The organism is Candidatus Obscuribacterales bacterium, assembly GCA_019744775.1.
Lineage (GTDB): Bacteria > Cyanobacteriota > Vampirovibrionia > Obscuribacterales > Obscuribacteraceae > SBAT01.
Genome location: JAIETZ010000007.1, coordinates 25,748 through 42,412 on the forward strand (window position 1 = coordinate 25,748; position 16,665 = coordinate 42,412).

Genomic DNA, 16,665 nt, shown 5'->3' on the forward strand with positions numbered 1-16,665 from the left:
CACAATCAAAAGAGAGAGCGCAGAGAATCACATTAGCAATTCTCCGGGCTCACTCTTCGGGTCGGTTACTGCGCAAGCTTGTTTCCGATTTCGGCTGCCACTTCAATCAAGCTGAGCGCGTAGAGTGTTGACTCAATTGGTCGGGTCTGTTCGGCTACTTCCTTAGAAACAGCAGTCCAGACGGAAGTCACATCGACATCGCCACAAGTGTAGACGCGCTCAGTTACGTCCTTAACACCTTCCATTTCCGCCCACTTACTGAGAGGCTTGGCGTTTTCCCCTGGCGACAGCGCAAGCGGGGGCTCGACGATAGCTTTTGCCGATATGAGCAAATGGTCGACGAAACTCATGAGATAGAGGTTGTCCACCGTAGCGCAAAGAGCATGGTATTTCTCCTGCAACCCGGTCACGGAAGGCTCAGCCTTTTGATGATTTCCTTGAAGCAGTTTTGCACTGATTAAGGTCTCTTTGTTGAGCGCCGCATGGAACATCGCAATGGCTTCATCAAGAGTGGAGAACGACTTCTCATAGAGGTATAACCCTAGAGGCGATGCTACTACCTCAGTCTTCTTTCTCTTCAACTCCTTAAACTCGCGTTTAACGTTCATGAGCGCCTGGCGCTCTGTCGTGTCCGAGAGTTTGGCTCTATCAGAGATAGGTGCTCGCGGTGAAAACTGCTCCAATCCTCCAAGTAATCTCAAAAGCATGTTCAGCTGCTGTCCTAGCAATACACACTGGGCCGCGTGAATGATTTCGGACCAGTTTTTTGTTTTATCTCGCCCGGCAAGAAGCTTGACCTGCAAATCGGCTGCATAGCCAATGCGAATGCTTAGCTCCCACAATTTCCTTGCGTTTTCTTGCAAGGGACTATTTTCTGTCATTATGTTTGTCCTCAAAAAAGAGGAGAGACGAAGCCGTCTCTCCTCGGTGTAAAACTTATTTCCAGCTATTTGACCAGGCAGGGAATGACCAAGTCCAGGTCGCCCTTAGGTCCGACAATCGTGAGCTTGACGCTACCTTCGCCGGAATGGAAAGCAGTGGCACCTCGCGTGAGAACGCCGTTGTCCGCACGGGATGTTCTCTCGTTAACGCCTTTTCCGGAAAAACTAAAGAGTCCATCAGGCAGCGTGATGCGTTTCACTTTGCGCTCGTCGTAGACCAGCTCAAGATCGTCCATCTTATTCAATACAATCTTTTCGGGAGCATCTTCCTCGGAGAGGTTAATGCTGAGGGTTCGTGACGATCCGCCAGTTGTTGATTCATATTTCATTGGGTTTCCTCCGTAGTCTCTTCAACTATTTCCTTTTTTGATCTCTAAAATGATCCCGACAACCGCAGCGAAAGCAACCATTCCCAAAACTGTCCAAAACAGAGGGTAATTAATTTCACCAACTCTTTTCACGGCATCGTCCTTTGCTTGTTCCAAACCAGCGATAGCGACAGCATATTGCGGATTCCCGCCGTGATCAGATTGCCTGGCGGCTTGTATTTTGGCTTCTTCGGCAGACTTCGCTGCAGCTTGTTTCTGGGTTTCCGCAGCTTCGGCAGCAGCTTTTTCCTGAGCCTTTTTCTGAGCAGCAGCTTCTCGTTGTTTAGCTGCTTCTGCTTCAAATTGATCCTCCACGTCCAGCAATACTGAACGAACATAAAGTTGCGGGCAGTTGCGATCAACCAGGCAATCCGTACTTGATTTTAGAAACTGATCAGCCTTGTCGCTGTTGGTCATCAACGGAATAGTTACCGAACTACCATACCAAGCCCAACTTCGACTCATCCCTGCCTGATTTCCTGCCAAGGTAACGACAATCGCATTGGACTCCTGAACCTCGCGCCTGGTCCACTCGCGCCACAATAGTCCCGCGTATACACCAATCGACGATTGCATCTTGTTGCCATCGCTCTCGTAGGAGTTCAGACAAACAAGATAGACATCCTTTTTGTATTTTTGGGAAATCGCCGCGAGGCGAGACTCCACTTCTGCAAAGAAAGCATCGCCCATACTCTCACCAGCACAGCCTTTTTGAACGTAGACATGCTGCTTAGGAGTGGGTTTGGGAAAGTAATCCATTTCGTAGGACATCGCCGGCAAAATTGTCGACGCAAAAAACAAAACAAGCGCGACTATTGAGGTCACGCATTTGAGTGTTGAGAACATAGCTTTCGCTCCTGTTGTCTGTGTGCCTGAAATAAATGTGATGCCAGAAAAAAAAGGGTAGTAAACCAAGTCGGCCCGGAGGGCCGAACCGACTTGGACATTCGTTGTTACGGACCCAGCTACGGTCCGGCACTGGAATCAGCCGACTGCTCAGTGGCAGTCTCGACAGCTTCTTCCTTTGTTTTGCTGAGACTTGGTTTGACTACAGGAGTCGTGCCTTGTCCAGGCCGTTTTCTCCTGTAGCTGGTCATGGGTTTCCCCGTGTCCAAGCCGCAGTTGCAGTTCGCATCCTTACAACGAATGTTATTACCATCAGCCATGATATTTCCTCCTTATGAGCTAGGGGGCTGACCCAGGCAGCAAAGCCTGCCTGGTAAACCGCAGATGTCTTGCGACAGGGCTGCATCGTCAGGTAATCCAGCCTATTTGTCTAAAATTTCCGAGACAAACAGACTGTTTGTCAGACACTTAACCACTTGTGGCGGTAAGCGCCCGACCAAGACTTCTTCGAGCACTGCGAGCTTGAATTTGCTCTGCAATGCTTCGCGAAACTGTTGAGCAGTTTTGCTAGTGCCATTGTCTTTGAGACGAATTTGCACAACGCATTTCTTTGATGCTCTAACAGTTTCAATAATTTTCTGGCTACATTTACGTTCTAACAGCGCATGCGCCCCACAGCCCGGGGGACACAATAATTTGCACTTGCCTCCCGGGCAGTTCAGGTTTTTCATGATGACCTCACGTGACGACGTGCTTCTCCGACTCTTCAAGGAAGAGCGACGCATTGATTGGAATGAAGACTAGTTGCGGTGTTTGTTGCCTAGTTGGAGAGATAGAGAATTAGGGATATAGACATACCGTATTAATAACTAGATGGAATTTCCAAATCAATTTCGCGGAATTTATACGTAATTTCCGCACGCAAGACGACAAGATCGTCTTCGCGAGGCTAGCGCGAGACATAGTGGCCGTCAGTCCGGTATGAGGCGAAAACTCTTAGCGTGACTCGGTCGATAAATTGAAAAATCCCGTTTATCCAAAGTAAAAATGGTGTCTATCTTTAACTTCTCAGCAGCTAGGCAAATTTCACAATCAGCGAAATCCATAGGCAAATCCGCGTATTTTTTCAGCAACTCCTGAGCACCCAGTAAATCTTGCGAGTCAAACGACACAATCTGACAGCCGAGCAACGAAAGACTATTGAACACAGAATCAACACTATGTTTGCCTTGCGGCAACAACCACAGTGCTTCGGCCAGCACGGAAGCTACTGTGTACACAGCAACGCTGCCGGAAAGCTTTTTCATCGTACGGACGCAAATCTCGTGGCGATTATCATCTTCATTCGCCAGAGCAACAAGCGGCCCCGCATCAAGAATTATCGCGCGCGGCTCTTTCACGGACTCGCCTCCGTAATAATTCCTTGTCCGTCGAGAGATTGCGTATTCCAGTCCGAATCGGCTTCCAGCCACCTGCCATCAACTTGTCGTAGAGCGATCCTTCGGGCTGCTGCATAAGAGAGCGACAATAAGTCTCCAGTGCCTCGCGAATAATTCGAGAACGCTTTTTGCCGGTTTTTAAAACCGCTTTGTTGAGAAGCACATTTAGTTCGGCAGTAAGTCTGATGGATGTGTTCATTACAGGTGCCATAGTCGCATTTGTACTACATAATTGTACCACTTTTCAATTCCTCGGTTGATTGCCTTTACTAACTAATACGTTTGAGACGCGAAAAAGTTCAAGCCAAGTGATTAATTCGCCAAAGATTAGACGAAGCGCTAGCTGTCAGAGTCTCTAATGTTCCATCAGGCTGCTCTGTAGGGGCGCATTGCATGCGCCCTGTCCGAAGCGTGTTAAAGCCGTGAGATTGTTCGGGCTGCCGCTCTCAGAACGACATTCGTAAACGCCAAACATTAGACGGAGTGCGAGCTTCGCGATATCTTAACGCCCGCTAATGGTGGGAATTCTACGGGAAATTGAATTGTTATAGATCAAAGAATTTGTAATGGTATCAGTTACATCCAATTCTCATTCTCAATTAAACAAACGCCTCAAACGTAGTTTCCATCTCTTTCCCAAAGCATTTCATCTGGTAATTACACCAGGTGATATTTCACGCGCGCAGAACTTCCCACAGGAGCAAAAAATGTATTTGACACAAGAGAACGTGCAGACCATGTTGGACGTCTTCGCAGCATCGCATGGAATAACACCACCCTGGATTCAAATCAGCTGGTCTGAACCACGGCAAGAAAATGGACTCCTCAACTGGGAGGTTTACACCGCCGAGGGTCCTCTCAACCAGCGCTTCGTCAATTGGCACAAGCAGCACGAGGACTACTGGAAGCCGAAGGCACACGTGCCTCTGAAACTTGTCAGCGTGCTTTTCGACGCATACGCCGGACGCAATAAGGTGCTCAGCTGGTAGTGATACCAAAGAGGGCCGACCCACACACCACCTACGTACAACCACGTGTCCATGCGGGCTCGCGATATGTTAAGCACCCCTAATTTTCGTAAGCTTACGTAGACCCGCATGGTGACTGGGTTTGATAATTTTGCCCCATAAGCTACCCCATAAATCACTTGTTTTCAGGCGAAATGAAAGCTGCAAATTCAAGTAGAAATTGAACTTTACGGTACAACAGTATTGGAATTTCAATGCATTAAGCATTCCCATTAATATGCATTTCGTAGTTTCCTAAATAACTATTGTGTCTTGAAGTTCAAAAAATATAGGGTAACGGACACATAAATACATTTCTCAAATACAACGAGTACAACCCAGCTATCTAGCAACCTGATTTCAATTCAAAGCTTTTATACCCGACGCCTTATGGTGTCGGTTTTTTACGTTTATCCAATCTACATACAGGAGTGACAAACATGCAAACTCAAGCACAACCCGAAGCTCTCAATCCAACAGTTCAATCATGGAAAAACATGTTTGTGCAAACCACGTGCGCCATTTTGCAGTGGGTTACCCTACTTGCCCAAGAAGACCGCTTCGTTGATGCTAATGGTCAGCCGCCGCTTCCACTCTTAACCAAAGAGCAACTCTTGAATGCAGCGAATACACTCGTGCACATGCCAGCCTCAGGTCCGGAAACGTTTAACGCAATGGCAGGCGAAGATTGTCCGGATATTCCGTGGCAGAGAGTCATACTCGGCGAAGGAGACTTGTCCATTGTCGGAGCTGCCCACGGAACCAACTTTCATTGGACTTTCGAATTCCTGCTCGGCGTGAAGGAAAGCAAAGAAGCTCAATACGAATGCTTCCTAGAAGCAGCAAACCAACTGCTCGAGAAAATCTATCGCATGGGCTCGACTACAAAAATCAACGAGGCGTGGTCCCAGTACCTCCAGCAGACTAACTGCGTCGAGTACAAGGCGATGGAGTTCTAAGCCGACCGGAAATCAGCTTTCACAACTAAAACGACCTGAAGCAACCGTGCCTCAGGTCGTTGTTTCACAACGCCCCAGGAGGTGAGTTCATGGAAATCGAGAAATTCGTCAATGACCAACTTAAAGCGCAAGGCTGGCATGTTTGGTATCAGCTTGAGGACATCTGCAAGCCACAAGGCTTGGAAGTCGAAGAACTGACACAAGGCATGTCAAAGCTCTCCGGACTTTCGGCAAGCGTGGTTCGAAATCTGACGCGCAATCAAAAATTGCCTGGTGCCGTTTTCGACTTGATGAAAATGGCTGTGACAATCAAACGCAATGTGAAGCTGGAGGTCTACCCAATCGACGATAACGACAAGCGTCTTATTGGTTCGAAGGTTCTGAAATCCTTTGGCAAATCACAGATCAGCCAGGACATTGCCGCCTTCTTGCAAGGCATTCGGACAAAGGCCGAAGACGAACACACAATGAAAGCGCAAGTATCCAGTCTCGAACAGGCGAACCATGAACAGACCTTCCGCGGTGTCATGCGTGCGCTTGCCAATCTCGGCTACAAACTTCGCGTCAAATTGGAACCTCGCTAGAACTAACCGGAAAGTGAGACTCAAGCAACCCGACACCATGAGGCGTCGGGTTTTTACGTGCGCATTAAACCAGACACCACACAAAGGAGACTCTCATGGAGATTGAAGTTCCAACCGCAAACGCAACAACGCTTGTCACCTCTTATCTCACGAAGCTGAAAGAATTTGCTCAACTCAGCGAATGTAGAGACGTGACGATTGGTGATAGCCCAGTCAATCCCACTCTTACGAATAAGCTCGATGCTCTTTCTGACGCAGAATTCCTAGATCTTGTGCAAGGTATCGTGGATGGTAAAGTTCACAAGATCGATCTCAATGGTGACGAGCTTTTCCTCTTCGCTTTCACACACAGCCAGAATGGTCGTACCGAATTTCACCTTACGGTTAGCGGACGATTGCACGACTCACAATACGGACGCTTAATCCCATATGCAAACGCCCTATTAAGCACCCTCGCGACTCAGCTTCAGACAGTCTAGCCACTTCTGGTTACTCTACCCGTCCAAAACTCAAATCCCCGGAAATAAAGGAGACCAGCACGTGACCAAGTATGGAACAATCGAATCGGAATACCAAGGCGACTCATGCGGAGGCTGCGATGAGCATGATTACGTCGTCTGCCACATTGAAAGTGAGTTCGAATCGGAAGACGAACTTCGCGAGTACTATTCAAGACGAGGATACACGCTTGTCGAACTCAAAGAGGATTCAGCCAACGAGGAACATTCCGAGGAAGAAATTGAAATGCTTAGCCACTTGGAGCAGCCCGCCAAATTCTTGACTGCGGTCCTCGAAAGCTCTGGAAACAAGCGGTCGGAGTCTCTAGTTGCTTTCGGATAATACCGACCTTATCAATCATCAAGAAGCAAAACAAGATTTTCCAGCAAGCAGTGGCACCAACCACTGCTTGCTTCATCGCGAGCGAACTCGGTAATCCCGAGGAGACAGTTTCTGACTGCAGGGATGCAGCTTGTGGTTGAGCAACACCCACCCTCGCGAGCAATTTGAAAAACAGATATGCACTTCAATTATTGAAAAAGGAGTCTCAAATATGCAGATAAAACCAGCAGGATACAACATCCTCGAAGGTATTACTTACAAAATCGCCAAAGGTATTTCAAGCAAGATGCTCTTCTGGGATAGAGAAGTAGCGATAACTGCACTCGTTCAACTAAAAGTTGTTGAATCAGCATGCTTGGAAGCCCGGGATTTCGAATACATTGAATCAGCAATCGAACTGGGGCGCTTACTCGAAGCAGCCGGGATCAAAGAGCCGCTCGGAATCTTCTATGCGAATCTCAGGGCGCTCGTACATAACCTCAACTACGGCGCCAACCCCGACAGCACGAAAGATGAAATCACAAATCGAAAAAAGGTTTTGGAAAAAACCAAGAAATACAGCTAGCTGACTGTTAACTCAACGAGAAGCAGTCTTTCCACTAATGGCAGCATTTTCGGATGCTGCCTTCCGACGCAGGCACTCCAGTGAGGGGGATCAGGGATGATTCCTGACGGGGCAGCACCGTCCCTGCGGCCATTTTAAGTATTTCGAATTACCTACACAAGACAAAGGAGAGTCACTATGAGAATAGTCGTTTCAACCGCCAATGCATCCACTCTCGTCAGCTCCTTCCTCACTAAGCTGCAAGAGCTCGCACAACTCGATGAGTGCAAAGGCGTGATGATTGGAGACAAACCAGTCAACCCGCCACCGACGAAAAAACTCGATGCGCTCAGCGACGCACAAATCTTGTCCCTTGTGCAAGGGATTATCGAAGGTAAAGTTCAGAAGTTCGATCTCAATGGTGACGCTCTGTTCTTGTTTGCTTCGGCATTCAGCTACAACGGTCGCACCGAACTCCAGCTCGCCGTGCGCGGACGATTCAGAGACATTCACTACGGGCTCTTCATCCCGTACGCCCAAGAGCATCTGCAATACCTTGCCGGACAACTACAGGCTGCGTAGCAGACCCATTCACTACAACCAACAAAAGGAGGACTCATGGCATTCAACATCAAATTGCCCGACAATTCCCGCCGTGGACCAAGCGAAACCAATCGCCACAAGTTCCGCAAGCAGGTGCTCGATGTCTTCGGCAATCAGACGTCAAACGGAGAATTCCCCGTCCACGTCGATTCCAAAGGGAAAGTATCAAGCATCGCATTGGCCAACACAGTGACGATATTGATGTTCGGAATGGACGAGCATGGCTGGCCATACGTGAGAGTAACCGGCAATCAAGACGGCTGGGAACTCAATGGAAAGCAAGTTCAAGTCGGAGCACACAGACTCAACTACTTGAACATCAGCCCCAACGGTCGCCCCGATTACCTCACCAACACACAGCTTGATGCTAAGTTCTACTTCCAGCAGAAAGGAGTTAAAAGCACCGAGTACTTCTTCGTCTGCTGGCAATCCGCATCATGCGAAGCACCGGTGAATCCGCTGTTCATCAGGTAACTCAATCCATAGTTCAGCACTAGTCAGAACCCGGCACCGCGAGGCGTCGGGTTCTGACTTTAATTCCCAACAAACAAAAGCGAGGCATTATTAATGAGCACATACAAAGACGAAACCGCTATGGCAACTTACATTGCAGGCTGGGGAACTTCAGCTTGGGTCGCTGGCTTGGTTAAACCAGTCACAGGTAATCCCAATATCAAGATTCAGTCCCACTACAGCCAGCCGAGTGATTACCGTCCACAAACATCGCCAGCCGGCTACGACCCGCGTCGTGTCCCAGTTGCCGAAGTCTATGGCGATCCAGGCTGGGGCGAGTAGCAGCTTCTCATCACTGGAGGTTACCTCAATAATGATTGCACTTATTTGTGCCCTCATCGCAGCAAGTTGCGGTCACCCCTATGTGGCCGCTTTCCTCGCTGCGTTCACATCCTTCGCCACCAACGACCAACTCGCACACTGCTGGCGGTGGGTGCACTCACTAAATGGCGAAGTCAACAAGCTCAACACCAAAATCACCGAAGAGCAAAACCTGCGCAAATCGCTTGAGCGCAAGGTGTCAGTTCAACAATCAAAAATTACATCCCTACAGACCGAACTGTCGACAGTGCGAGCAAAAAACAAAAACGCCCGCACACTCAAGCTCAGCTTGAGCAGCTTTCAGTAATACAGCACTACCACCCATTGACCCAGCTACGGAGGATCACATGAAAAGACAGAAGTATACGTACTCACCCAAACAACTCGACGCACAACAATTCGAAACTGCCGCAAAGGAAGCGAAATTTCACCGCGACCTTTTGGACCGAGTGCTTGCGCAGTATCCAAGAAGGGACGGTTTCACCAAGACCGTCCGCGGCGCGATACAGCGAGAAATCTTCTTCTACGCAGAGGTTTGGGCTTTGAATGTACACAAGCTAAATCTCGGGTGGGCTAGCGATTTCGTCGCAATGCTTGAGAAAGAAGTGTTGGCACGAACAAACAACGGCAAGGCAAGCTGGAGCCGGATAGAGAAAGTGTCCGAGTCCGTAGCTCGGGAATACATCTTCGCTCCACTGTTCGAACTGCTCAGCACAAACGCAATTGAGACAGGGACGCAACAACACTGCTCGTTCACCATTGACGATGACCGTGTCACACCTGCGTACTGGCTCTACTCACACGAAGACCGCTGCCTTCAAGGAGACTTTTTCCAGAAGCCTCTGTTGCAGGTAGACATCAGCAGTCACGCCGCATTCGCCGAGTCTGTCGCAAAACTCACTCGTAGATAAGCGAATGGATCATTCAACCAAAGAAAACGAAACCCTGAAAAGACAAGGAGGTCTTGATGTTGCAATTGCTGAACGCCTCTGCTCCTTCGACTGCTCAATTCTCTACCGAAGAAGAGCGGTACTTCACCAACACGCTGCAATCAACACATATCAACCGATGGGAGTTGCATGCCGAAATCCTCGACATGGAGCAAGAGCTTCTGGAATACCAGCACGACTACTGGGAGGACTTCAGATCGAACTGGTCTGGTCTTGACGAAGCGCAACAGCGTTTGACCGATCACAAACAACCCTACAACCGCCGCTTCCGCAAGTTGAAAAACAAGAGGTTTTTGCCATTGCGCCGCTATGGCAACAGCTTCGACGGATGGGAAAAGAGTCGCAATGACAGCCCGAATATGTTCAAGACGTACCGGGATGTAATTGACTCGTTGCGGAAGCAGGAGTTGACCGAACCATTGCGCGTTCTGCAACACAGCACTCTGAAAGCGGCCAAGGACGACTTGCGAGCACTTGGCTATATCTTCAACTGGAGAAAAACAATGGACATACATCTTGCTGAAAACAACAAGTATCAGCACGCTCTGTGTGAACCAGAAACAGACTTCTGGGCTTACGGTGAAAATCCATACGGCAAGCACGGCATCGAGCCGAGCTGGCGCAAGATTGTCACTCACGAGCCTGGCTCGTACCCTCTCATGCAACGTGAGCGTACCGAGCAACGCAAGCCCATCGGTCTCGAAAAACACTTTGTGTACGACTGGAAAACCGGCACGTACGCGCTACCCACGCCATCAAAGCCGACCGCCAAGAGCAGCCGTATCACGGTTCAAGCTCGCGGCGGCGGTGGTGGTGGCATCAGAACAATGCACAACTACAAGGAGTACAGAAATCATGGCTAAGCAAAAGTCCTACGAGACTCGCCAACAGAGAAAGCAAAAGGGCATGAAGATTTCGAAGAAGCAACTTCGCCAACAGGAAAAAGGAATCGACCGTGATCTCAGAATTGAGCAAGGTTACGACCCAGCTTTTGTAGGCGGCGGTGCTCATGGCGGTACCGTGGAGGCTCAAAATAGTCGTGCACGCAAGAAGTCCCGCAAGGACCTCAACAAGTACCGCAACGTGAACACCCGCGACTTGGAAGACTAACCAAGTAGCACAAGAAGCAGCGTGGCAACATGCTGCTTCTTTCTATCGCGCTAGAACTACCAGGATAAAACCTGTTACACACAGGAGGTGGAAGCATGACTGGAGTTTACAACGGAATTCAAAACCTAAGTTCGAAAGATTTGCTCGCAAAAGTCGGCGCTCTTGAGTTGATGAAAGCGGATCTTGAGTCACGCGGGCTGACTGATGCTGCGTCGGAGACTGAGTGGTTGATCAAGCGATTGAATTCAATCAACTCAGAACTAAACACACTAGACGCAGGATTGGATAATCTACGCAACGTCTGGCGCCCGCTCGATTTACTGCATGACGACAATGCAGTCAACGAGGCGAACAAAGCTTACGTCGCCGAGAAGAACAAAGCCGGACTCGAAGGCTAACACAACCTAGCCACACACCAGCCCAGCAGCAGCAATGTTGCTGGGCGCATCGCAATGCTCAGTAGAGGGTTCTTCGGAGCCGGAGGTTCACTACCACCCATGCGTCACTTCTCAAGACTGGTCCCCATGGAGGATATGAATTATGCAAAACAACAATCAACAACCTAACAAACAGAAGAGCATGTTTCGCAATCCGGAAGACGAAGAACTCCTCTGCCAAGTCCTGAAGGCATTTGTCGAAGAGTGGGGTCCTGAACATGTTTACGTAAGCGTGCCTACACACTGGAAAGAGCATGGCACGACGAATCTCGGACGTGTTTCCCTCTCCTTTGAGACCAAAGACTCAGTCGTTATTTACGTCATCCACGAAGAGTATGGTGTCACCATCGAATACAAAATCACACTCGCGCTCGTTTAGAGCAGAGCAAGGAGCAGCACATATGGACAATAGAGACTACGCACAACGCGTGCGCGACCGATTGACAGACATCTTCGACAAAAGAGCCACATTCCAAACGCAATATCACTTCGGCGCCACAGCCGCCGAACTCGATAAAACGTCAGTTCTCTTGCTTCTGCTTCTCACACAGCGAGTCAATTACCTCACTTGCGAAAACATTGAGCGAGTCAGAGGTATATACGACCTCCACGACTATGTACCATACGAAAAATTGCGCACAGAAGCAGGCAAGCAAACAATCGAAGACTTGTTGGCAGAGCACACCACCCAGCTTGACGGCATCCTCTTGCAATTGGATGCCCGGGGCGATGTGTTGTTTACCGCCGTCCATCCGACCCAACGCAGTCGCGTCATAAAAGCCCGCGACGTTCTCATCGGAATGGACGACACGCTCGCGCAATACATTCGCAAAGGCGGACAAGCAGAAGCACTCACACCCAAGTGTCACATTTACGGAGGTTAAAGATGTTCGAACCATCGTTTCAGTTCATTGTGATTTTCAATTCGCTTCTGCCCGTAGCCGTTTTCTTCGGAATACTGCTTCTGGAAAAGCTTGGCTTTGACGTTACCTAAAAGGAGATTCTCGATGACAACCGTATTAACAGCAATCCTCTTCCTTACAGCATTCCAGAAAATCGAGGGCGTCAACTTCAAGGGTGGCTTCTTCTGGGCATTCATCATCTCCTTCTGCAGTCTGTTTATGACGTGGCTGCACTGGACGTATCAAATACTCAAGCTCCTCATCCTCACAGTGTGCACATTCGGCATCTACCTCATCTTCTTTGTCAAAGGCATCTTAAAAATCGGGCTTGCCAAATACATGTCCGACCTTTTCACACGGCCGATGCGATTCGTTGCTGAGCAGTTTCCCGACCGACTCAGCTTTGACTCCGAGGAAGCATTGCAACAACTCACAGCCTGCATCTTCGGGCTCACATTCCTCGTTCCGTTCACTCTGGGTTAGTCCTTTTACAATCTCAAGGAGTCACACATGAATAGCACTTTCAAATTGGATTACAACGAAATCCTCAAAGATTTCACAGACTATTGCGACACCAGGGATGAAGAAACAAAGGTGAGTCTTTTGCTCGCCTACTCCCTCGCACATCTTGCACACGAAGGACACACTCGCAAAGCTGAGCCGGGTAACGCCATACAGCCGTACGTCATCCACCCGATGCGCGTGATGTTGATCCTGGCTGAAGAAGTTGGCATAACCGAACCAGCAATACTAACAGCGGCACTCTTGCACGACGTCATTGAAGATGGCGAAGGTCGAGTGACGCTGGAAATGATTCGAAAACACTTCGGCGTAGCTGCTGACCACGTCAAAGCTGTCACCAAACAACCGGAAATGACTGAGACAGACCATCAGCAGTACTACGACTTGATCATCAACGGTTCTCCGGAACCTCGCTTGGTCAAGTTTGCCGATCGCGCCGACAATCTCCGCAATGCGCTTGAGTTAAAGGACAAGAAATTCCAGCGTAAACAGTTGGAAGAAACCCGGAAATACTTTCAGTTGTCCAGAAATCCATCGCCGTACAACGGCTACGAAATCACTCTCTATATGGAGATCGCACGCCTCTGCGAACAGCTAAAGGCGCGCCTTGCATAGCAACAAGTTTCATCGTCACACCCACATCAGGAGAACAATCGCCTTATGACAAACATCAGCGACAACCAGACCTTGCTCGCCCGCTTCTACGGAAGACTCCAAGCCGACTGGCTTAAAAAGGAAAGCCCGGATCAATCGTTCGAAGTCCAGATGAGTGAACATGGTGTGAGAGTCGTAAACACTGCCTCAGGCAAGACGGAATACTCCAATTCCATCTACACCTGTGCGCAACTAGCGACACCAATACGCAACCGTGTCGTGTACGAGGTCGCGGAGGCAATGAAGAAAATTGCCCTCGCCCGCCAAGCAGCAAGTCAGAACGGCCGCCTCAACCAGCGTTGGACTGAGTTCGCCGCATCGGCGTCGCCCATTCCTTCCAATGACGAAATCGTCCATTTCGTCAACATCCTCAAGAAGGAAGGTGCGTTATCCAAAACCGGCATCGACGAAATCGCTCGTTTCATTACGGCATTCGCCATCGTGCAGGAGGACAACAACGCTCAAGAATCTGCCGCGTTTATCGACGCATTGCTCGAGCGATTCGTTGCTGCCAAACAGCAAAAGAAGCTCAGCTTTGCTGCGGTAGAAGCGGCGCAAAAAGCAAATCGGCAAAAGGCTAAGCCGCTAGCCGATAAGTTCAAGCCTGTTACCGGCAAGACGGAACCAACGCTTCCACTTGCCGAAGCCCAGAAAGCACACGAAAAGACAACTCATCTTTTCGACGCGCTCAACTGGCTCGCAACAGAGCTCGAACTTGTTGCTGACACCACAGGTGCAGCCGGCACACTCTACACAGGGTGTGTCCGGCGCTTCTAGTGCGTTCCGTAACCAGGTTACTTCGTTAGACCCTCAGTAAATACCCAGAAAAACGGCCGTCTATGACGGCCGTTTTTCTATTGGAGGAAATCGATGGGAATTAGATTTTGTACCGAAGAGCATTACATCACCAGAGACAATGTAAATCCAAATCAGCTTGACGAAGCTACATTGCGCAAGTTCTTGAAACTTGCACATCACTGCTTCGACACGTTGCGGCGAAACATCTCAACGGAGATGTCACATTGCCGAGGTACAGAAGCGCACACACAACTGCAGACACTCTTCTATCTCGCTCAAAAAGGATACACCGTGCTGAAGAAGAGATCCTCGCGCCTGAAAACAGCCAACCAACTCTTCAGCTTCGCCGAAGAATCAGAGAGCGTGCTCCGGTACATAACATCAACAGCGTTAGCTCTCGAATACTCGACAAAGACAGATGAGTTCACAGCGGACATTCATCACACGACAACGTGTCTGAACAACCACTGCAAACTCACGCTCAGTGCGATGGGCTGCTCGCTCAGTTCAAAACTCGCATCCACCGTTCACTAGCAACTAGGAGGATTCACCATATGTCAGACAACAACAAGAAAGATAGTCACTGCTATGACAATTCACTGGACGACTGGCGAAGCCACTCAGTTGCAGCACTCGAAAAGAAGTGCCCCGACTGGACGGACTTAGAAATGCCAATCGTCAAACAATTCAAGCATCAGCTTGAAGCAACAAACCAAGCAATCGATGACGCACATGCCGACGTTCGAACTAACGCCCCTGGTTCAGTCGACGAGCGGATCGCAGGCTGGATCAGGTTTTACAGCCTGACCGACTACGGTCCCGCATACAGCAATGTGTATCGCCGCACTCGTAAACAACTCAACCGCTCAATCCAACAAACAAAGGAGAATTCCATGACTACCGAAATCAGAAATATCGAACGTGATGGTGTCGGCGCTGAAGCAATCGACCTCACCTGGACTCTGGTCGAAAGCCAGACTGCAGTCAACGAGACCGTCGAACAAGGTGCCGTGATTTTCGAATTTCCGGAATTGTCAGCAGCCGAGAACTTCACCGAAGCGGTCATTGCCTACATCGAGCGCTGCACCGAACACGAAGCAAGTTGTGTCGATTCCGAAGAATTCGGTACCGACACCAGCTACGAATGGTCAATCATTCGCTCGGAAATGCCGACACTGACTCCAGTGTACTTGCCGACGATCGAACTCCGTATGTCCGGCACTGGACTGCAAGTCGAAGGACTCGTAGTCACGGACAAAAACGGTCTTCCCCTCGGCGTGAAAGTGACCGAATGCGACGACGACGAACTCGTCGGCACGTTCATTCGCATCTAACTTGTCCTTTGTCAGACTGACCATCCCACTTTGTCATTCTGAGGCGCTAGCCGAAGAATCTGCCGCGACGGTCCAGTACCCCGCGGCAGATTCGTTTTCCCACTTTTGAAACGAGGTCAACACCACGAATGAGAAAACCAATTCCGTTTTTCGTCTTCGCATCAATGTGCATCGCCTACGTAGTCAGCTTCATCTACAACCTCATCTACTGCAAGCCAAACGGCGTAGTTGAAACACTCGGCGCATTCCTCACATCGGCTTTCCTCGCACTCTACACGCTGCCACTCATCTGGGTCGGCACCGTCGTAGTCATGCTTCCGCTTATTGTCGCCGGCTATCTCTACTTCAAAGATACCGGCATCCCGACGATACGCGAAGTATGGGTTTTCGTCTGGCAAGTCCGCGATGACTCCAACACAGTCGATGCCGAAGCGATCGAAGCATCCAGTCCACCACTCATCGCCGGCAGCCGCAAACGCGAACTGCCCGCACCAATCACCAAGGAGAAACAATGCACAACAGAAAAGAGCAAGAACCTCCCTATATCGCAGAAGAAGTCCCCTTTGCTGCTGCCCTTACGAAAGTTGCTTCCTTCTTGCAAGTCGACGCCTTCGACTTCGCTAACAGTATCGGAGGAGTCGACGAAACAGAAGTAAAAAGCTGGATGCAATACGACGACAAGCAGTTTCGCCCGACAGAGAAACCAACTCTCCGCGAAACACTCACTGCCAAACGCCGCTTCCACGAACCGCTGCTTTACAGACGAATTCTCATCTCGAAGCTGAATTCGCTGCACGCACTCTTGTTAGAGCACTTCAACGGCTCCGAAGCCGAAGTGAGCCGTTTTTTGGACGCACCCTGGTTAGGCGGAGAGATGTCCTGGCGCGAGATGTCCCATCAAAGACGCGGACTGGCAACTGCCTGCGCCGCACTCGAAGACTGGCTCCACAACAAAGAATCCCAATCTCACACGACCGAGAAAGAGAGGTAATA

30 protein-coding genes are annotated in these 16,665 nt (G+C 49.6%); 23 read left to right on the forward strand and 7 right to left on the reverse strand.

The genetic code is table 11. The annotated features are described in order from the left end of the window. Nucleotides 1-65: 65 nt before the first annotated feature. The 7 genes from K2Y22_14140 to K2Y22_14170 all read right to left on the reverse strand — a co-directional run bounded on the left by K2Y22_14140 (nt 66) and on the right by K2Y22_14170 (nt 3,835). On the reverse strand, nt 66-863 hold the full coding sequence (locus K2Y22_14140) for a hypothetical protein (protein MBX9879593.1): 798 nt from the start codon (nt 861-863) through the stop codon (nt 66-68). A gap of 83 nt (nt 864-946) precedes the next feature. Continuing rightward, entirely contained in the window at nt 947-1,270 is a 324-nt protein-coding gene (locus tag K2Y22_14145) for a hypothetical protein (GenBank protein ID MBX9879594.1), read from the reverse strand. A 21-nt stretch (nt 1,271-1,291) separates the two neighbouring features. Beyond that, nucleotides 1,292-2,068, reverse strand: coding sequence for a hypothetical protein (locus K2Y22_14150; protein ID MBX9879595.1), 777 nt, complete (start codon nt 2,066-2,068; stop codon nt 1,292-1,294). Nucleotides 2,069-2,274: 206 nt separating this feature from the next. Beyond that, nucleotides 2,275-2,475, reverse strand: a complete 201-nt coding sequence (locus K2Y22_14155) for a hypothetical protein (GenBank protein MBX9879596.1) — start codon at nt 2,473-2,475, stop codon at nt 2,275-2,277. Nucleotides 2,476-2,577: 102 nt separating this feature from the next. After that, nucleotides 2,578-2,754 carry a hypothetical protein gene (locus K2Y22_14160; protein ID MBX9879597.1) on the reverse strand — a complete coding sequence of 59 codons (177 nt, stop codon included), beginning with the start codon at nt 2,752-2,754 and terminating at the stop codon, nt 2,578-2,580. A gap of 372 nt (nt 2,755-3,126) precedes the next feature. Continuing rightward, nucleotides 3,127-3,555, reverse strand: a complete 429-nt coding sequence (locus K2Y22_14165) for a PIN domain-containing protein (protein ID MBX9879598.1) — start codon at nt 3,553-3,555, stop codon at nt 3,127-3,129. Then, the gene (locus K2Y22_14170) at nt 3,527-3,835 is read right to left on the reverse strand and encodes a hypothetical protein (GenBank protein MBX9879599.1); all 309 of its coding nucleotides are present in this window, start codon (nt 3,833-3,835) and stop codon (nt 3,527-3,529) included. Before K2Y22_14170 ends, K2Y22_14165 begins: the two co-directional genes overlap by 29 nt. A 325-nt stretch (nt 3,836-4,160) precedes the next feature. Between K2Y22_14170 and K2Y22_14175 the strand changes: the two genes are divergently transcribed. The 23 genes from K2Y22_14175 (at nt 4,161) to K2Y22_14285 (ending at nt 16,663) form a co-directional block, all read left to right on the forward strand. Next, nucleotides 4,161-4,583 carry a hypothetical protein gene (locus K2Y22_14175; GenBank protein MBX9879600.1) on the forward strand — a complete coding sequence of 141 codons (423 nt, stop codon included), beginning with the start codon at nt 4,161-4,163 and terminating at the stop codon, nt 4,581-4,583. Nucleotides 4,584-5,041: 458 nt separating this feature from the next. Beyond that, nucleotides 5,042-5,560, forward strand: coding sequence for a hypothetical protein (locus K2Y22_14180; protein ID MBX9879601.1), 519 nt, complete (start codon nt 5,042-5,044; stop codon nt 5,558-5,560). Nucleotides 5,561-5,649: 89 nt separating this feature from the next. After that, entirely contained in the window at nt 5,650-6,144 is a 495-nt protein-coding gene (locus tag K2Y22_14185; protein ID MBX9879602.1) for a hypothetical protein, read from the forward strand. 95 nt (nt 6,145-6,239) lie between these two features. Continuing rightward, nucleotides 6,240-6,623, forward strand: a complete 384-nt coding sequence (locus tag K2Y22_14190; GenBank protein MBX9879603.1) for a hypothetical protein — start codon at nt 6,240-6,242, stop codon at nt 6,621-6,623. Between the two features lie 61 nt (nt 6,624-6,684). Beyond that, on the forward strand, nt 6,685-6,984 hold the full coding sequence (locus K2Y22_14195; protein MBX9879604.1) for a hypothetical protein: 300 nt from the start codon (nt 6,685-6,687) through the stop codon (nt 6,982-6,984). Between the two features lie 211 nt (nt 6,985-7,195). Then, nucleotides 7,196-7,549 (forward strand): hypothetical protein, encoded by a 354-nt coding sequence (locus tag K2Y22_14200; GenBank protein MBX9879605.1) that lies wholly within the window; start codon nt 7,196-7,198, stop codon nt 7,547-7,549. Between the two features lie 177 nt (nt 7,550-7,726). Beyond that, the gene (locus K2Y22_14205; protein MBX9879606.1) at nt 7,727-8,110 is read left to right on the forward strand and encodes a hypothetical protein; all 384 of its coding nucleotides are present in this window, start codon (nt 7,727-7,729) and stop codon (nt 8,108-8,110) included. 36 nt (nt 8,111-8,146) lie between these two features. Continuing rightward, nucleotides 8,147-8,605, forward strand: a complete 459-nt coding sequence (locus K2Y22_14210) for a hypothetical protein (protein MBX9879607.1) — start codon at nt 8,147-8,149, stop codon at nt 8,603-8,605. 93 nt (nt 8,606-8,698) lie between these two features. Continuing rightward, nucleotides 8,699-8,926 carry a hypothetical protein gene (locus tag K2Y22_14215; GenBank protein ID MBX9879608.1) on the forward strand — a complete coding sequence of 76 codons (228 nt, stop codon included), beginning with the start codon at nt 8,699-8,701 and terminating at the stop codon, nt 8,924-8,926. A gap of 31 nt (nt 8,927-8,957) precedes the next feature. Next, on the forward strand, nt 8,958-9,272 hold the full coding sequence (locus K2Y22_14220; protein ID MBX9879609.1) for a hypothetical protein: 315 nt from the start codon (nt 8,958-8,960) through the stop codon (nt 9,270-9,272). A gap of 40 nt (nt 9,273-9,312) precedes the next feature. Continuing rightward, nucleotides 9,313-9,876 carry a hypothetical protein gene (locus K2Y22_14225; GenBank protein MBX9879610.1) on the forward strand — a complete coding sequence of 188 codons (564 nt, stop codon included), beginning with the start codon at nt 9,313-9,315 and terminating at the stop codon, nt 9,874-9,876. Between the two features lie 56 nt (nt 9,877-9,932). Further along, nucleotides 9,933-10,778 carry a hypothetical protein gene (locus K2Y22_14230; protein MBX9879611.1) on the forward strand — a complete coding sequence of 282 codons (846 nt, stop codon included), beginning with the start codon at nt 9,933-9,935 and terminating at the stop codon, nt 10,776-10,778. After that, the gene (locus tag K2Y22_14235) at nt 10,771-11,025 is read left to right on the forward strand and encodes a hypothetical protein (GenBank protein ID MBX9879612.1); all 255 of its coding nucleotides are present in this window, start codon (nt 10,771-10,773) and stop codon (nt 11,023-11,025) included. Before K2Y22_14230 ends, K2Y22_14235 begins: the two co-directional genes overlap by 8 nt. Before the next feature lie 95 nt (nt 11,026-11,120). After that, nucleotides 11,121-11,423 (forward strand): hypothetical protein, encoded by a 303-nt coding sequence (locus K2Y22_14240; GenBank protein ID MBX9879613.1) that lies wholly within the window; start codon nt 11,121-11,123, stop codon nt 11,421-11,423. Between the two features lie 142 nt (nt 11,424-11,565). Next, nucleotides 11,566-11,841, forward strand: a complete 276-nt coding sequence (locus K2Y22_14245) for a hypothetical protein (protein ID MBX9879614.1) — start codon at nt 11,566-11,568, stop codon at nt 11,839-11,841. A 22-nt stretch (nt 11,842-11,863) separates the two neighbouring features. After that, complete coding sequence (locus tag K2Y22_14250; GenBank protein MBX9879615.1) at nt 11,864-12,346, forward strand: hypothetical protein; 483 nt, start codon at nt 11,864-11,866, stop codon at nt 12,344-12,346. A gap of 123 nt (nt 12,347-12,469) precedes the next feature. Then, nucleotides 12,470-12,847, forward strand: a complete 378-nt coding sequence (locus K2Y22_14255; GenBank protein MBX9879616.1) for a hypothetical protein — start codon at nt 12,470-12,472, stop codon at nt 12,845-12,847. A gap of 27 nt (nt 12,848-12,874) precedes the next feature. Continuing rightward, nucleotides 12,875-13,501: an HD domain-containing protein gene (locus K2Y22_14260; GenBank protein ID MBX9879617.1), complete on the forward strand. Its 627-nt coding sequence runs from the start codon at nt 12,875-12,877 to the stop codon at nt 13,499-13,501. A 45-nt stretch (nt 13,502-13,546) separates the two neighbouring features. Next, nucleotides 13,547-14,317 (forward strand): hypothetical protein, encoded by a 771-nt coding sequence (locus K2Y22_14265; GenBank protein ID MBX9879618.1) that lies wholly within the window; start codon nt 13,547-13,549, stop codon nt 14,315-14,317. A 93-nt stretch (nt 14,318-14,410) separates the two neighbouring features. Beyond that, on the forward strand, nt 14,411-14,872 hold the full coding sequence (locus K2Y22_14270; protein MBX9879619.1) for a hypothetical protein: 462 nt from the start codon (nt 14,411-14,413) through the stop codon (nt 14,870-14,872). 20 nt (nt 14,873-14,892) lie between these two features. Continuing rightward, entirely contained in the window at nt 14,893-15,672 is a 780-nt protein-coding gene (locus K2Y22_14275) for a hypothetical protein (GenBank protein ID MBX9879620.1), read from the forward strand. A 128-nt stretch (nt 15,673-15,800) separates the two neighbouring features. Next, nucleotides 15,801-16,328, forward strand: a complete 528-nt coding sequence (locus K2Y22_14280; protein MBX9879621.1) for a hypothetical protein — start codon at nt 15,801-15,803, stop codon at nt 16,326-16,328. Nucleotides 16,329-16,336: 8 nt separating this feature from the next. After that, complete coding sequence (locus K2Y22_14285) at nt 16,337-16,663, forward strand: hypothetical protein (GenBank protein ID MBX9879622.1); 327 nt, start codon at nt 16,337-16,339, stop codon at nt 16,661-16,663. Nucleotides 16,664-16,665: the final 2 nt, after the last annotated feature.

Coding starts and splice junctions, on each gene's coding strand:
- K2Y22_14245 (MBX9879614.1), top strand. CDS start 11,566: ATGCAAAACAACAATCAACAACCTAACAAACAGAAGAGCATGTTTCGC.
- K2Y22_14280 (MBX9879621.1), top strand. CDS start 15,801: ATGAGAAAACCAATTCCGTTTTTCGTCTTCGCATCAATGTGCATCGCC.
- K2Y22_14220 (MBX9879609.1), top strand. CDS start 8,958: ATGATTGCACTTATTTGTGCCCTCATCGCAGCAAGTTGCGGTCACCCC.
- K2Y22_14185 (MBX9879602.1), top strand. CDS start 5,650: ATGGAAATCGAGAAATTCGTCAATGACCAACTTAAAGCGCAAGGCTGG.
- K2Y22_14175 (MBX9879600.1), top strand. CDS start 4,161: ATGGTATCAGTTACATCCAATTCTCATTCTCAATTAAACAAACGCCTC.
- K2Y22_14240 (MBX9879613.1), top strand. CDS start 11,121: ATGACTGGAGTTTACAACGGAATTCAAAACCTAAGTTCGAAAGATTTG.
- K2Y22_14235 (MBX9879612.1), top strand. CDS start 10,771: ATGGCTAAGCAAAAGTCCTACGAGACTCGCCAACAGAGAAAGCAAAAG.
- K2Y22_14260 (MBX9879617.1), top strand. CDS start 12,875: ATGAATAGCACTTTCAAATTGGATTACAACGAAATCCTCAAAGATTTC.
- K2Y22_14180 (MBX9879601.1), top strand. CDS start 5,042: ATGCAAACTCAAGCACAACCCGAAGCTCTCAATCCAACAGTTCAATCA.
- K2Y22_14210 (MBX9879607.1), top strand. CDS start 8,147: ATGGCATTCAACATCAAATTGCCCGACAATTCCCGCCGTGGACCAAGC.
- K2Y22_14155 (MBX9879596.1), bottom strand. CDS start 2,475: ATGGCTGATGGTAATAACATTCGTTGTAAGGATGCGAACTGCAACTGC.
- K2Y22_14205 (MBX9879606.1), top strand. CDS start 7,727: ATGAGAATAGTCGTTTCAACCGCCAATGCATCCACTCTCGTCAGCTCC.
- K2Y22_14285 (MBX9879622.1), top strand. CDS start 16,337: ATGCAATACGACGACAAGCAGTTTCGCCCGACAGAGAAACCAACTCTC.
- K2Y22_14230 (MBX9879611.1), top strand. CDS start 9,933: ATGTTGCAATTGCTGAACGCCTCTGCTCCTTCGACTGCTCAATTCTCT.
- K2Y22_14225 (MBX9879610.1), top strand. CDS start 9,313: ATGAAAAGACAGAAGTATACGTACTCACCCAAACAACTCGACGCACAA.
- K2Y22_14200 (MBX9879605.1), top strand. CDS start 7,196: ATGCAGATAAAACCAGCAGGATACAACATCCTCGAAGGTATTACTTAC.
- K2Y22_14270 (MBX9879619.1), top strand. CDS start 14,411: ATGGGAATTAGATTTTGTACCGAAGAGCATTACATCACCAGAGACAAT.
- K2Y22_14275 (MBX9879620.1), top strand. CDS start 14,893: ATGTCAGACAACAACAAGAAAGATAGTCACTGCTATGACAATTCACTG.
- K2Y22_14265 (MBX9879618.1), top strand. CDS start 13,547: ATGACAAACATCAGCGACAACCAGACCTTGCTCGCCCGCTTCTACGGA.
- K2Y22_14190 (MBX9879603.1), top strand. CDS start 6,240: ATGGAGATTGAAGTTCCAACCGCAAACGCAACAACGCTTGTCACCTCT.
- K2Y22_14255 (MBX9879616.1), top strand. CDS start 12,470: ATGACAACCGTATTAACAGCAATCCTCTTCCTTACAGCATTCCAGAAA.
- K2Y22_14150 (MBX9879595.1), bottom strand. CDS start 2,068: ATGGATTACTTTCCCAAACCCACTCCTAAGCAGCATGTCTACGTTCAA.
- K2Y22_14145 (MBX9879594.1), bottom strand. CDS start 1,270: ATGAAATATGAATCAACAACTGGCGGATCGTCACGAACCCTCAGCATT.
- K2Y22_14250 (MBX9879615.1), top strand. CDS start 11,864: ATGGACAATAGAGACTACGCACAACGCGTGCGCGACCGATTGACAGAC.
- K2Y22_14215 (MBX9879608.1), top strand. CDS start 8,699: ATGAGCACATACAAAGACGAAACCGCTATGGCAACTTACATTGCAGGC.